This window comes from Rathayibacter sp. AC451, assembly GCF_979253095.1.
Genome location: NZ_CEEDBD010000001.1, coordinates 3,920,111 through 3,933,989 on the forward strand (window position 1 = coordinate 3,920,111; position 13,879 = coordinate 3,933,989).

A 13,879-nucleotide genomic window follows, 5' to 3' on the forward strand; every position below is an offset into this window, starting at 1 on the left:
CGCGCGGGGGGTGCTACTTGATGGACTCGATCGCGGTGGCGACCTGGGTCGACAGCTCGGACGAGAGCGGGGCGGCACCGGCGGAGGTCGCGGCCTCCTCCTGACCGGCCTCGCTGGTCACGTAGCCAAGGTACGCCTTGACGAGCTCAGCCGTCGCGGGGTCCTGGTACTCCTGGCAGGCGATGAGGTAGCTGACCAGGACGACCGGGTAGACGCCCGACTCCTCGGTGGAGTAGTCGATGTCGTACACGATGTCGTTCTCGGGACGGTCGGTCGCCTCGGGCGAGGCGTCGACGATCGCGGCAGCGGCCTCGGGGGAGTACTCGACGAACTCCTCGCCGACCTTGATCTTCGCGGTGCCGAGGTCACCGGCGCGCGACGCGTCGGCGTAGCCGATGGTGTTGGTGCCGTTGGTCACGGTGTCGATGACGCCCGAGGTGCCCTGGGCCGCCTCGCCGCCCTCGTAGGGCCAGACGCCGTCCGGCTCCGCGTCCCACACGTCAGGAGCGGTCGCGTTGAGGTACGCGGCGAAGTTCTCGGTGGTGCCCGAGTCGTCCGAGCGGTGAACGGCGGTGATGTTGGCGTCCGGGAGCGTCGCGTCGGGGTTGAGCGCGGTGATCTCGGGGGCGTTCCACTTGGTGATGGTGCCCTTGAAGATGCCCGCGGCGGTGGCCGCGTCGAGGTTGAGCTCGTCCACGCCGTCGACCTTGAAGACCAGGGCGATGGGGGAGATGTAGGCGGGGACGTCGATGGCGGAGGTGCCCTCGGCGCACTTGCCGAAGGAGCCGTCGAGCTCCTCGAGCTTCAGCGCGCGGTCCGAGCCGGCGAAGTCGGCACCGCCGGCGATGAACGCCTCGCGGCCCGCGCCCGAGCCGTCGGGCGAGTAGTTGATGGTGACGCCGGGGTTCTCCGTCTGGAAGGCGGCGACCCAGGCCTCCTGGGCCGACCCCTGCGACGAGGCGCCGATGCCGTTGAGCGTGCCCTCGAGGCTGCTGCCGGAGCCCGACTCGGAGGACCCGCCTGCGGAGGCGCCCCCCTCGTTGGCTGCGCACGAGGTCAGAGTGATCGCTGCGACGGCGGCGACGACGGCCGCCTGGCCGAGACGCGAGATTCTCACAAGTATCCCTTTCGGGTAGGAAAGCATGGAAACAGAACAGGGCCTGGTGCAGCCCGCGAGCGAATGTACGAGGGGGTCGTGTCCGCCCACGGTCCGCTGGGTGAACGGGCGGTGAACGAGGCCCGTCGGGGCTTGCCGGGCGCGACGGGGATCCGGCTCGATCCGCCGTCTTCGGGAGGAGGCTCAGGCGAGCGGCGAGTGCGTCTCGATCGCGACGATGCCCGAGCCGGGGTGCTCGCTCGAGAGGTGCACGACCGTGAATCCCCCGGTGGGCAGGTGCGACGCCTCGTCGAGGTACGGGCCGATCGGAGTCGCGGTGGCGAGGGCGATCTCGCGCAGGATCTCCGGGATCACCGGCCGGTGGCTGCAGAGCACCGCCGACTTGCGTGCGCGCACGCGCTTGCCGACCAGGCTCCGGATGTCGGCCGTGCCGTTCTCGTACGACTCCTGGCTGATCTCCTCGGACAGTCGCACCGGTCGCTTCAGAAGGGAGGAGAGGGGAGCGACGGTGGCACGGCAGCGCTTCGCGGTGCTCGAGACGAGGCGGCGCGGGCGCCAGGCGGCGACGGCGCGTCCGGCGGCCGCGGCCTCCTCGGCACCGCGGCGGTTGAGGCGGCGGGTGGAGTCGCGCCCGTCCCAGGAGGAGGCGGGCACGGCCTTCGCGTGCCGCAGCACCACGAGCGCGAACGTCTCGAGCGCCCCCCGTGCGGCGATCCGGGCGAACTCGTCGACGATCGCGACGTCGTGCGAGTAGGTGAGGTACCCGCGCGCCCGCTTGGGCGTCACCCACTCCAGCGCCTCCACCTCGCGGTTCGGGAGGAAGTCGGAGTGGAGCACGGCCTTCTCGCTGACCTTCGCGGCCCAGTAGTACACGGCCTTGGGCCGCCCGTTGGGCAGCGTGTACTCGGTCGAGCCCAGCGGCACGCCGAGCCCGACGGCGAGCCCGGTCTCCTCCCGGATCTCGCGCACCGCGGTCTCGGGCAGCGACTCGCCGGGGTCGACCTTGCCCTTGGGCAGGCTGACGTCCCTCCGGTGAGGCCGGTGGATCACGAGGATGTGCGGGCGGCCCTCGATGATCCGCCAGCACACCGCTCCGGCCGCGTAGACGGTCCCCGTCACGGCGTCAGCGGGAGGAGGCCCGGGAAGCGGCCCGCGACGCGATGCGCTTGCGGTGCGTGATGTGCGCCATCAGACGGTTCTGGAGATCCGACAGCGGGGCTCCGTCCTCGTCGAGGTGGCGGCGCGTCCAGACTCCGTCGGGTCCGAGCCACCACGAGGCCGTCTTCTCGTCCATCGCGCGCTCGAACATGTCGTCGATCTCGCTGAGGTGGGCGGGCTCGACGATCCGCACGAGGGCCTCGACACGGCGGTCGAGGTTGCGGTGCATCATGTCGGCGCTGCCGATGTAGACCACCGGATCGCCGTCGTTGACGAAGCTGAAGATGCGCGAGTGCTCGAGGTAGCGGCCCAGGATCGAGCGGACGCGGATGTTCTCGCTGAGCCCCTCCTGCCCCGGCTTCAGCCCGCAGATGCCGCGGACCCAGACGTCGACCGGGACCCCGGCCTGGCTGGCGCGGTAGAGCGCGTCGATCACCGCCTCGTCGACGATCGAGTTGACCTTGATCCGGATCCCGGAGGGCTTGCCCGCGCGGGCGTTCTCGGTCTCGGCATCGATCCTCTTGAGGAGTCCCTTGCGGAGGTGGCGCGGAGCGACGAGCAGGCGCTTGAACTTCTTCTCGATCGCGTACCCCGACAGCTCGTTGAACAGACGGGTGAGGTCCTTGCCGACCTCGTCGTCGGCGGTCAGCAGGCCGAGGTCCTCGTAGATGCGCGAGGTCTTCGGGTTGTAGTTGCCGGTGCCGATGTGGGAGTAGTGCCGCAGCACTCCGCCCTTCTCCTGGCGGATGACGAGAGCGAGCTTGCAGTGCGTCTTGAGGCCGACGAGGCCGTAGACGACGTGCACGCCGGCCTTCTCGAGCTTGCGGGCCCACGAGATGTTGGCCTGCTCGTCGAAGCGCGCCTTGATCTCGACCAGGGCGAGCACCTGCTTGCCCGACTCGGCCGCGTCGATGAGGGCCTCGACGATGGGGGAGTCGCCCGAGGTGCGGTAGAGCGTCTGCTTGATCGCGAGCACGTCGGGATCGGCGGCGGCCTGCTCGAGGAACGACTGCACGCTCGTCGCGAACGACTCGTAGGGGTGGTGCAGCAGCACGTCGCCGCGCGAGACCGCCTTGAAGACGTCCTGGCGCTGGTTCGGCTCCGTCGGCATGAGCTGCGCCGCCGTCGTGGGCACGTGGTTGGGGTACTTCAGGTCCGGCCGGTCGATCTTCTGCAGGCTGAAGAGGCCGCTGAGATCCAGGGGAGCCGGGAGCTTGTAGACCTCCTGCGTCGTGATGTCGAGCTCCCGGACGAGCAGGCCGAGCGTCTCGTCGTCCATGTCGTCGGTGACCTCGAGGCGGATGGGCGGGCCGAACCGGCGTCGCAGCAGCTCCTTCTCGAGCGCCTTGATGAGGTTCTCGGTCTCGTCCTCGTCGACCTCGACGTCCTCGTTGCGGGTCACCCGGAAGACGTGGTGATCGAGGATCTCCATGCCGGGGAACAGGTCGTCGAGCTCGTTGGCGATGAGGTCCTCGAGCGAGATGAACCGCATGGGCTCGCCGGGCGCGGCGACGCCGGCGATGCGCACGAAGCGGGGGAGCATCTGCGGCACCTTGAGGCGGGCGAACTCGGTCTTCTGGGTCTTGGGGTTGCGCACCCGGACCGACAGGTTGAGCGAGAGCCCGGAGATGTACGGGAACGGGTGCGCCGGGTCGACGGCCAGCGGCATCAGGACCGGGAAGATCTGTGCCGAGAAGTAGTCGTCCAGCACCGCCCGCTCGGCGTCGCTGAGCTCGTCCCAGCGGACGATGTCGATGCCGGCGTCCCGCAGGGCGGGCTCGACCTGGTCCTTGAAGGCCCGGGCGTGACGCTGCTGGAGCTGGTGCGCCTTCTCCGAGATGTCGGTCAGCACGTCCAGGGGGACGCGGCCGATGTTCGTCGTGAGGGCGAGGCCGGTGAGGATGCGGCGCTTCAGACCGGCGACCCGCACCATGAAGAACTCGTCGAGGTTCGAGGAGAAGATCGCGAGGAAGTTGGCGCGCTCGAGCACCGGCACCAGCGGGTCCTCGGCGAGTTCGAGCACGCGCTGGTTGAACGCCAGCCAGCTCAGCTCGCGGTCGAGGTAGCGGTTGTCCGGGAGGAGGGGGTCCGAGTGCTCCTCCTCGTCATCGAAGTCGTCGTCGAGTTCGTCGCTCAGGCCGTCTTCGAGAATGAGGTTGTCGCCGTCCATGCGACCATCCTGGCACCGCCTCCGCGCGCTCCGCGCCGCCCGTGGTGAATGCGGGGTGAACGCGGTCGGGGGAGGAGCCTCCGGATCAGCGGACGGCGGGCGTGCGCTGCAGGTACTGCACGTCGACGGAGGCGTCGGTGAAGCCGAGCGAGCGGTACAGGGCCACGGCCGAGCGGTTCTCGGCCTCGACGTAGAGGTCGGCGGTGGTGCAGCCGCGCGCGAGCATGCGGGCGAGGCCCGCGCCCAGGAGGGCGCGGCCGAGGCCGCGGCCCGCCTCCTCCGGAGCGATGCCGAGCACGTAGATCTCGCCCGTCGCGGAGCCGGGCTCGATCTTCAGCCAGTCGTAGCCCACGAGAGCGCCGGAGGCGTTCCGCAGCACCAGGAAGTCGCCCTCGTCGAACCAGTCCTCGGCCCGGCGGGCGGCGAGGTCGTCCTCGGTGATCCGTCCCTGCTCCGGATGCGCAGCGAACACGCGCGCGTTGAGCGCGACCCACTCCGCAGGATCGAGACCGCGGGCGTCCGAGAGCACGTACCCCTCGGGGACCCGCACCGCGGGGGCGACCAGGGGCTCGAGCTCGAGGTGCAGGAGCGTGCGCACCGGAGCGAAGCCGCGCGACTCGGCGAGCGAGCGCGCCGCGGGGTGGTCGCCGTGCGCCCACGCCAGCAGACCCGTGCGTCCGCTCGCGAGCACCTGCTCGAGCACGGCGCGGCCGAAGCCCACGCCGCGCCACTCCGGATCGACGACGAACTCGAGCTCGCCCTGCCCGAGGACGGCCGCGGCGACGACCACGTCGGCGCGCAGGCCGATCAGCAGCGTGCGCGAGCCGGTGCGCGCGTCGACCAGGGTCTGGTCGCTGAAGGGCGGCTGCCCGTCGAACCACTGGGCGCGGCCGATCAGCTGCTCGAGACCGGCCGACACCGAGGGGTCGGCCAGGTTCTCAACGGAGAGGTTGAGGGACTCGCTCATTGTCCTCTTCGTAGACGTTGAACCGGTATCCGACGTTGCGGACGGTGCCGATGAGGGACTCGAGGTCGCCGAGCTTCGCGCGCAGGCGCCGCACGTGCACGTCGACCGTGCGCGTGCCGCCGAAGTAGTCGTAGCCCCACACCTCGCTGAGCAGCTGCTCGCGGGTGAACACCCGGGACGGGTGGGTGGCGAAGAAGCGCAGGAGCTCGAACTCCTTGAAGGTGAGGTCGAGGGGGCGGCCGTGGACCTTCGCGGAGTAGCTCGCCTCGTCGATCACGACGCCGGAGGCCTGGATGCGCGACGTCGACTGCTCCTGGGCGAGGCGGCCGATGACGAGGCGGATGCGCGCGTCGACCTCGGCGGGCCCGGCGGAGTCGAGGATCACGTCGTTGACGCCCCAGTCGGCCGAGACCGCCGTCAGCCCGCCCTCGGTGAGGATCAGGATGAGCGGCACGTTGATGCCGGTGGTGGTCAGGATCTTGCAGAGCGACTTGGCGCTCGCGAGGTCCTGACGGGCGTCGACGAAGATGAGATCGCAGCTCGGGGCGTTCACGAGCTGGGCCGGCTCTGCCGGGATCTGCCGGGTCTTGTGGCTGAGGAGCCCCAGCGCGGGCAGCACCTCGGTGCCCCCCCGCAGAGGTCAGTATCAACAACTGCGCCACGGATCCTCCAGAAATGGTCTGCGGCAATACTAGCGGCGGGCCGGAACGGCCGATCGCCTCGGGCATGATTGACGGATGAGCGGGGATCGGGTGGGCGTCGGCATCGTCTGGGTGCTGGCACTCGCGGGGTCGGTCGTGTCGCTGGTGCTCGCGTCGCCGGGGTCGGCTCAGACGTGGCTCGCCCTCACGTTCGGGGGATGCGTGCTGGCGACCTTCGCGGTGCAGCTCGCCGTCGCCCGCGCCTCCGGGTACCTCCTCCGGACCATGACGAGCGTCGTCGGCGCGATGGTCGTCGTCGGCGTCGCGAGCGCGATCGCGGCACTCGCCGGGCGCTGACGCTCCCCGTCGTCCCGCTGCCCCCGCCCCCGCTGGGAGCCCGCGCGGCCGGGTAGGATGGGGGCATGCTTCTCGCGCTGGAACTCTTCTATCTCGGACTGCTCGGGCTCGCTTCCCTCGCGATCGCGTGGGTCTCGGGAGTCGTCGTCTACAAGCTCTACCGCGGCCAGAGCTAGCCGCCGCGTCGGAGCCGGAGTGATCTCCCTTCCGTCGGGCCTGCCGCCCGAGCTCGTCCCCCTCTCCTGGCTGCTCGGCGTCTGGGAGGGGTCCGGCGTCGTCGACTACGCCGTCGGAGACGAGAGCGTGCAGGCCGAGTTCGGCCACCGCGTCAGCTTCAGCTACGACGGTCTGCCCTACCTCAACTACAGCTCCTACACCTGGCTGCTCGACGACGAGCGCGAGATCGGGCACAGCCCGCTGGTGAGCGAGATGGGCTACTGGCGCCTCAGCCGTGCCCTGACGGACGCCGATGCCGGCCCCGCGATGCTGCCGGGACGCGGTGCTCCCGCCTACCCCGACGCGGAGTCGGTCGAGACGCTCCGCAACGCCGCGGGCGGTTTCGACATCGAGGTCTCCCTCGTCCACCCGGACGGCGTGAGCGAGCTCTACCTCGGCCAGGTCAAGGGCCCCAGGATCGACCTCGCGACGGATGCGGTCATGCGCACCGCCGCCGCGAAGGACTACGCCGCCGCCACCCGCCTCTACGGCCTCGTCGACGACCACCTGCTCTGGGCGTGGGACATCGCCGCGCTCGGCCAGGGCCTGCGCACCCACGCCTCCGGAAGGCTCGCCCGTGTCGACTGACCCGCTCTCGCCCCTGCTCGACGTCCCGGGGGCGGTGGCCACCGCGAGCGTCGCCGAGCCGGGTGTGGCCGCGCACTACGGCGAGCCGTTCCGCGAGCAGCGCGCGCTCGCCGCGGGCACCGCGCTCGTCGACCTGTCGGGGCGCGGAGTCGTCACCGTCACCGGTCCCGACCGCCTCACCTGGCTCGACTCCCTGACCAGTCAGGCGCTCAGAGGGCTGCAGCCCGGCGACTCCGCCGAGACGCTCCTCCTGGACCCGACCGGCCGCATCGAGCACCTCATCCGCCTCGTCGACGACGGAGAGGCGGCCTGGCTGCTGCTCGACCGCGACGAGACGGCCGGCCTCGCGGCCTGGCTCGACCGGATGCGCTTCCTGCTCCGCGTCGAGATCGCCGACCGCACCGACGAGTTCGCGACGCTCGCCACCCTCGGCGACGGATCCGCCGCCTCGTTCGTCCTCGGTCTCGCGGGCGACTCCGCCGTCAGCTGGATCGACCCGTGGACGAGCGTCCAGCCCGGCGGCTGGCAGTACGCCGCGGCCGAGCATCCGGCGGCCGACTGGCACGCGCGCGAGACCCTCGTGCCGCGCACCGCTCTCGCGGGCCTCCCCTCGGCTGCTGCGGCGGCCGGCGTGGTCCTCGCCGGCGCCGACGCGCTCGAGGCGCTCCGCATCGCGGCGTGGCGTCCGCGTCACGCGACCGAGGTCGACGAGCGGTCGATCCCGCACGAGCTCGACCTCCTCCGCTCCTCGGTGCACCTCGCCAAGGGCTGCTACCGCGGCCAGGAGACGGTGGCGAAGGTGCACAACCTCGGCCACCCGCCCCGCCGCCTGGTCCTGCTGCAGCTCGACGGCTCCGATTCCGCGCTGCCGTCGCACGGCGATCCCGTTTTCGCACTGAAGAACGGCGAGAGCGTCGAGGTCGGCGCGGTCACCTCCAGCGCCTGGCACTACGAGGACGGCCCGGTGGCGCTCGCGGTCGTCAAGCGCGCCGTCCCGGTCGATCTCGAGCTCACGGTCCTCGCGGGCGAGGTCCGGGTCGCGGCGGCCCAGGAGGTCGTCGTCCCGCCCGGAGCCGGTGCGGAGGCGGGCGTGCCCTGTCTGCCCCGGCTCGGGGCGAAGACCAGGTAGGCCACACCGTGGTGGCCGCAGGACCCGCACGTCGGGATCGGGCGGCCGAGCGGATCCGGAGCCTCGTCCACGGCGATCGTCCGCGACCCTCGCGGGGCGTTGCGCGCGCCGTGGCGTCGGCCCCGGCGGTGGTGCAGATCGTGCTCGCGGCGGTGCTCGCCTACTCCGTCTCGCGCTTCGTGTTCGGGCACCCGGCGCCGGTGCTGTCGCTGACGGTCACCATCTCGAGCCTGGGCATCGCGCGCGACACCCGCCCGAAGCAGGTCGCCGAGACCGCGGTCGGGATGGTCCTCGGCATCGCGCTCAGCGAGGTGCTCCTGCTGCTCTGGGGCACCGGCGTCTGGCAGCTGGCCCTCGTGCTCGCGGTCGTCTTCACGGTGGGACGCGCGCTCTCGCCCTCGCCCGGCTTCGCGGTCGCGGCGGGGACGCAGGCCATGCTCGTGATGGTGCTCCCGGCTCCCGACGGGGGAGTGTTCACGCGCAGCCTCGACGGCCTCGTCGGCGGTCTCGCCGCGCTGCTCTGCACGGCGATCGTGCCCCGTAATCCGCTGCGGGCGGCGCGAGCGGAGGCGCGACGGCTGGTCGCGGCGCTGGCCGGGACGGTCGAGACGCTCGCCGACGCGCTCCGCAGCGGTGACGCCTCCGCGTCGGCCGCCGCCCTCGAGCGCGTCCGCGGGACGCAGCCGGTGATCGACGCGTGGTCGGCGGCACTCGAATCGGCGATCGGGGTCGCGCGCATCTCCCCGTTCGTCCGGAGGCACCGCGGCGAGCTCGAGCGCCAGAGCGCACTGCTCGCCTCGCTGGACCTCGCGACCCGCAACCTCCGCATCGTCGCGCGCCGCACCGATTTCCTGATCGGGGACGGTGTGCCGCGTCCGGAGCTCGCGGAGGCGGTCGCGGCGTTCGGGCCCGGCATCGCCCTGCTGGGCCGGTGCGTCTCCGACGCGTCGATGACGGCTCTCGCCCGCCAGGATCTGGTCCTGCTGGCCACCACCCTCGACCCGCAGCGGATGATCCCGGACGCGCGCCTCGCCGAGAAGACCCTGCTGGTGATCCTCCGTCCGCTCGCGGTCGATCTGCTGACCGCGACCGGGATGGACGCCGCGTCGGCGAGGGCCGCGCTGCCGGAGCTCGGCTGACAGTGCGGCCCCGGCTCAGGCGTTCGTGGCGTCCTGCACCTCTCCGACGAGTTCCTCGATGATGTCCTCGAGGAACAGGACTCCCGTCGTGCGCCCCTCGCGGTCGACGACGCGGGCGATGTGCGCTCCGGTGCGCCGCAGGGCGGCCAGGGCGTCCTCGAGCTCGTCGCCGCCCGACACCGCGGCCAGGCGGCGGATGCGCTTCGCGGGCACCGGCGACTCCTGATCCCCGAGGTCGGACACGTCCTTGAGGTGCAGGTAGCCTGCCGGCAGGCCGTCGGCTCCCGCGAGGAGGTAGCGCGAGTACCCGTGCACGGCGACCGCTCGGCGCAGATCCGCGGGAGTCGACTCCCACGCCAGGAGCACCATCTCGTCGAGCGGAACCGCGACGTCCGACACCTGCTTCGTCGTGAACTCGAAGGCGGCGGTGACGGTGCCCGAGGCGTCCACCAGCATTCCCTCCCGAGTGGACTGGCGCACGATCGCTGCGACCTCGTCGAGGGTGAACGCGCTCGTCGCCTCGTCCTTCGGCTCGACGCGGACGAGACGGAGGATCCCGTTGGCCACCGCGTTGAGCGACCAGATCACGGGCTTCACGAGACGCGAGACGAGCACGAGCGGGGGAGCGAGCAGCAGGGCCGCCCGCGTCGGCACTGAGAACGCCAGATTCTTCGGCACCATCTCGCCGAACACCACGTGCAGGAACGTGACGAGCAGCAGCGCCGCGACGAACGCGATCACGCCGATCGCCTCGGCGGACAGCGAGGTGAGCCCGAGCGGGATCTCGAGCAGGTGGTGGATCGCCGGCTCCGACACGTTGAGGATCACGAGCGAGCACACGGTGATGCCGAGTTGGCTCGTCGCCAGCATCAGTGTCGCGTGCTCCATGGCGTAGAGGGTCGTCTTCGCGGCGCGGCTCCCGGCGTCGGCCTTCGGCTCGATCTGGGACCGCCTTGCCGAGATCACCGCGAACTCCGCGCCGACGAAGAAGGCGTTGACGAGCAGGAGGACCACCAGCCAGGCGATCCCGGGCAGGTACTCACTCATGAACGGCTCCTTCCGCGCGCAGGGCTGCGACTCCGGTGGCGGTACCGCCCTCCGAGCCGGGGGTGAAGCGGACGCGGTCCACCCGGTTCGCGGCGACGCGGTCGACGCGCAGCACGCCGGCCTCGAGGGCGACCTCGTCGCCGAGCTCGGGCAGTCGGCCCAGGCTCGACGAGAGGAAGCCGGCGACGGTGTCGTAGTCCTCGCCCTCGGGGACGATCACGCCGAGCCGGGCGGCGACCTCGTCGGGGCGCAGCTCACCGCCGAACGTGGCCGAGCGGCCGGAGCGGATGACTCCGGCGCGGGTGCGGTCGTGCTCGTCCTCGAGCTCGCCGACGATCTCCTCGACGAGGTCTTCGAGAGTCACGACGCCGGCGGTGCCTCCGTACTCGTCGACGACCACCGCGATCGCCAGACCGCTGCCGCGCAGCGGAGCCAGCAGAGCGTCGGCGCGAGCGGTCTCGGGGATGCGCATCGGAGCCACCATCAGCTCCTCGGCGCTCACCCGCCGCCGCCGCTCGGGTTCGAGGGCGAAGGCGTGCTTGACGTGCAGCACGCCGCGGATGTCGTCGGAGTCGCGGCCGAGCACCGGGAAGCGCGAGAAGCCGGTGCGGTTCGCGAGCTCGACGACGTCCTCCGCGGTGCTGCGCAGGGTGACCGACGACATGCGCACGCGCGGGGTCATCACGTCGGCGACGCTCCGACTCGAGAAGAGCAGGGTGCGGTGCAGCAGGTCGGCGTGATCGCGGTCGAGGGTGCCCTCCAGAGCGGAGCGGCGCACGAGCGAGCCGAGCTCGTCGGCGCTGCGGGCGCCCGACAGCTCCTCCTTGGGCTCGATCCCCATCGCGCGGATGAGGGCGTTCGCCGTGTTGTTGAAGAGGAGGATCACCGGCTTGAACACCGTCGTGAACGCGACCTGGAACGGCACGACCACGCGCGCGGTGGCGAGCGGGAGGGCCAGGGCGAAGTTCTTGGGCACGAGCTCGCCGATGATCATCGAGAAGACCGTGGCGAGCAGCACGCCGATGACGGCGCCGATGCCGGGGACGATCCCCTCGGGGACCCCCACCGAGCGGAGGGGCTCCGCGAGCAGCGAGCTGATGGCCGGCTCGAACGTGTAGCCGGTGAGGAGCGTGGTGAGCGTGATGCCCAGCTGCGCGCCCGAGAGGTGGGTCGAGGTGATCCGCAGGGCGGAGATCGTGGGGTCGAGGCGCTTCTCGCCGCGAGCGCGGCGCTCCTCGAGCTCGTTGCGGTCGAGATTGACCAGCGCGAACTCGGAGGCGACGAAGAGGCCGGTGCCGAGGGTGAGGAGGAGGCCGATGACGATGCCGAGCCACTCAGGCACGCGCATCACCGCCGATCAGAGGGGCGGGGTGGCGCGCCGGTTCATGAGCGGGCGCGTCTGAGGGAGGGTCGTCCATGGGAGCAGACGGTACCGGCCGCGGATCTGAGAATGCTCACAGGAGTGACGGGGCCCGATCCGCGGGCGCGACCGCGTCCCACGCGACGGTCACCTCGCCGAGCCGCCACCGCCGGGGACCGCCGAGGATCGGCCAGTCCGACCGCAGCGACCGCACCGAGGCGATCCAGCGCTGCGTGGGGCCGTGGACGGCCAGGGGGGCGTTGATCGTCCACGCCCGCTCGAGGGCGTGCAGGAAGTCGTGGACCCGCTCGCCCGGCACGTTGCGGTGGATCAGGGCCTTGGGCAGTCGCTCCGCCGCGATGAGCGGGGACGGGACCGCTCCGAGTCGGAGCGAGAGCGTCAACGACCGCGGGCCGTCCCGGCCGATCTCGATCCACGTGCAGATGCGGCCGATCTCGTCGCAGGTGCCCTCCACGAGGACCCCGCCCGGCTGGAGCCGCTCGGTCATGATCCGCCAGGCGCCGGCGACCGCGTCCTCGTCGTACTGGCGGAGCACGTTGAACGCGCGGATCACGTCGGCCCGCCGTCCCCGGGGGAGCGGGATCTCGAAGCCGCCGCGCTCGAAGCCGACGCGCGCATCCGAGGGGAAGGCGGTGCCGCCGCCCCGGACGACCGCGAGCTGCTCCCGCGCGGTGGTCACCCGGGCGGGCTCGATCTCGAAGCCGACGACCTCGATGCCGGGGACGGTGGCCACGAGCCGGCGATGCAGCTCGAGGGTCGTGACCGCACTCGCCCCGAAGCCCAGGTCGACCACGAGGGGCTGCGGAGAGGAGCGCAGTGCGGGGAGCTCGGCGATCCACCGGTCGACCCGGCGGAGGCGGTTCGTGCCCGTGGTCCCGCGGGTCACGGCTCCGATCGGCATGGGCTCCAGCGTATCCGCGGGCGGAGGCCCCGCCTCTACACTGGGCGCATGTCCGAGACCTACACTCTCATCCTCGTGCGCCACGGCAACAGCGAGTGGAACCAGAAGAACCTGTTCACCGGCTGGGTCGACGTGCGGCTCACCGAGCAGGGCGTCGCGGAGGCCACGCGCGCCGGCGAGCTGCTGACCGAGGCCGGGCTCCACCCCGACGTGGTCTACACGTCGCGGCAGACCCGCGCGATCCAGACCGCGAACATCGCGCTGGAGGTGGCCGACCGCCTGTGGATCGACGTCAAGCGGTCCTGGCGCCTCAACGAGCGCCACTACGGCGCGCTGCAGGGCAAGGACAAGGCGCAGACGCTCGCCGAGTACGGCCCCGAGCAGTTCCAGACCTGGCGCCGCTCCTTCGACGTCCCGCCGCCCCCGCTCGACGACGACGACCAGTACTCGCAGGCGCACGACGAGCGCTACGCGGACCTGGGCGACGCCCTCCCGCGCACGGAGTCGCTGAAGCTCGTCATCGAGCGGATGCTGCCGTACTGGGAGTCGGACATCAAGCCGGACCTCGCGTCGGGCAAGACCGTCATGATCACCGCCCACGGCAACTCGCTCCGCGCGCTCGTGAAGACCCTCGACGGCATCTCCGACTCCGACATCGCCGAGCTCAACATCCCGACCGGCATCCCGCTGGTCTACAAGCTCGACGAGAACTTCGCGCCGATCGGCCCCGCCGAGTACCTCGACCCGGAGGCCGCCGCCGCCGGTGCCGCCGCCGTCGCCGCCCAGGGTGCCAAGAAGTAGGTCCCGCCCTCACGGAAGGCCCGCCGGATCCCCGATCCGCGCGGGCCTTCCGCGTTCCCGCCGGTACGTCCGGCTCGCGGAACCCGGTTCGGCTCGCTCGAACTGCGCCGTTCCGCGAACCGACGCGCTCGAGACGCGCCGAAGGTCGACGGAGAGGGTCTGCCCCGCCCCCTGCATCGGCGGATCTCTATACGCGCGCTCCACGCGCACTCGATCAGCGGAAACGACGGGAGCGGACGATCGCGTGCTACTCCATCACCGGATGAC

12 protein-coding genes and 1 pseudogene are annotated in these 13,879 nt (G+C 71.6%); 5 read left to right on the forward strand and 8 right to left on the reverse strand.

Features of this window, described 5'->3' with window-relative positions; genetic code table 11:
- Positions 1-13: 13 nt before the first annotated feature.
- The 5 genes and pseudogenes from AC0CID_RS18845 to AC0CID_RS18865 form a co-directional block, all read right to left on the reverse strand.
- Complete coding sequence (locus AC0CID_RS18845; RefSeq protein ID WP_465227975.1) at positions 14-1,117, reverse strand: phosphate ABC transporter substrate-binding protein PstS; 1,104 nt, start codon at positions 1,115-1,117, stop codon at positions 14-16.
- A 183-nt stretch (positions 1,118-1,300) separates the two neighbouring features.
- Positions 1,301-2,236 carry an NUDIX hydrolase gene (locus AC0CID_RS18850; RefSeq protein ID WP_207406582.1) on the reverse strand — a complete coding sequence of 312 codons (936 nt, stop codon included), beginning with the start codon at positions 2,234-2,236 and terminating at the stop codon, positions 1,301-1,303.
- 4 nt (positions 2,237-2,240) lie between these two features.
- On the reverse strand, positions 2,241-4,445 hold the full coding sequence (locus AC0CID_RS18855; protein ID WP_207406581.1) for an RNA degradosome polyphosphate kinase: 2,205 nt from the start codon (positions 4,443-4,445) through the stop codon (positions 2,241-2,243).
- Between the two features lie 85 nt (positions 4,446-4,530).
- Positions 4,531-5,412 carry a mycothiol synthase gene (gene mshD / locus AC0CID_RS18860; RefSeq protein WP_465227976.1) on the reverse strand — a complete coding sequence of 294 codons (882 nt, stop codon included), beginning with the start codon at positions 5,410-5,412 and terminating at the stop codon, positions 4,531-4,533.
- A pseudogene (locus AC0CID_RS18865) lies at positions 5,384-6,074 on the reverse strand (winged helix-turn-helix domain-containing protein). The gene mshD and the pseudogene AC0CID_RS18865 overlap by 29 nt, the downstream one beginning before the upstream one ends.
- Positions 6,075-6,149: 75 nt before the next feature.
- Between AC0CID_RS18865 and AC0CID_RS18870 the strand changes: the two are divergent.
- The 4 genes from AC0CID_RS18870 to AC0CID_RS18885 all read left to right on the forward strand — a co-directional run bounded on the left by AC0CID_RS18870 (position 6,150) and on the right by AC0CID_RS18885 (position 9,482).
- The gene (locus AC0CID_RS18870) at positions 6,150-6,410 is read left to right on the forward strand and encodes a hypothetical protein (RefSeq protein ID WP_207406578.1); all 261 of its coding nucleotides are present in this window, start codon (positions 6,150-6,152) and stop codon (positions 6,408-6,410) included.
- A gap of 195 nt (positions 6,411-6,605) precedes the next feature.
- On the forward strand, positions 6,606-7,214 hold the full coding sequence (locus AC0CID_RS18875) for a nitrobindin family protein (RefSeq protein ID WP_207406577.1): 609 nt from the start codon (positions 6,606-6,608) through the stop codon (positions 7,212-7,214).
- The gene (gene ygfZ / locus AC0CID_RS18880) at positions 7,204-8,343 is read left to right on the forward strand and encodes a CAF17-like 4Fe-4S cluster assembly/insertion protein YgfZ (RefSeq protein WP_465227977.1); all 1,140 of its coding nucleotides are present in this window, start codon (positions 7,204-7,206) and stop codon (positions 8,341-8,343) included. Before AC0CID_RS18875 ends, ygfZ begins: the two co-directional genes overlap by 11 nt.
- A gap of 110 nt (positions 8,344-8,453) precedes the next feature.
- Positions 8,454-9,482, forward strand: a complete 1,029-nt coding sequence (locus AC0CID_RS18885; RefSeq protein ID WP_465227978.1) for an FUSC family protein — start codon at positions 8,454-8,456, stop codon at positions 9,480-9,482.
- A 15-nt stretch (positions 9,483-9,497) separates the two neighbouring features.
- Here AC0CID_RS18885 and AC0CID_RS18890 read toward each other — a convergent pair whose 3' ends face one another.
- From AC0CID_RS18890 to AC0CID_RS18900, 3 genes are all read right to left on the reverse strand, one after another.
- Positions 9,498-10,529 (reverse strand): hemolysin family protein, encoded by a 1,032-nt coding sequence (locus AC0CID_RS18890; RefSeq protein ID WP_465227979.1) that lies wholly within the window; start codon positions 10,527-10,529, stop codon positions 9,498-9,500.
- Positions 10,522-11,871, reverse strand: a complete 1,350-nt coding sequence (locus tag AC0CID_RS18895) for a hemolysin family protein (RefSeq protein WP_207406572.1) — start codon at positions 11,869-11,871, stop codon at positions 10,522-10,524. The genes AC0CID_RS18890 and AC0CID_RS18895 overlap by 8 nt, the downstream gene beginning before the upstream one ends.
- Before the next feature lie 112 nt (positions 11,872-11,983).
- Positions 11,984-12,811, reverse strand: a complete 828-nt coding sequence (locus AC0CID_RS18900) for a class I SAM-dependent methyltransferase (protein WP_465227980.1) — start codon at positions 12,809-12,811, stop codon at positions 11,984-11,986.
- A gap of 48 nt (positions 12,812-12,859) precedes the next feature.
- Between AC0CID_RS18900 and AC0CID_RS18905 the strand changes: the two genes are divergently transcribed.
- Positions 12,860-13,612 (forward strand): phosphoglyceromutase, encoded by a 753-nt coding sequence (locus AC0CID_RS18905; protein ID WP_465227981.1) that lies wholly within the window; start codon positions 12,860-12,862, stop codon positions 13,610-13,612.
- The last annotated feature ends 267 nt before the right edge of the window (positions 13,613-13,879 follow it).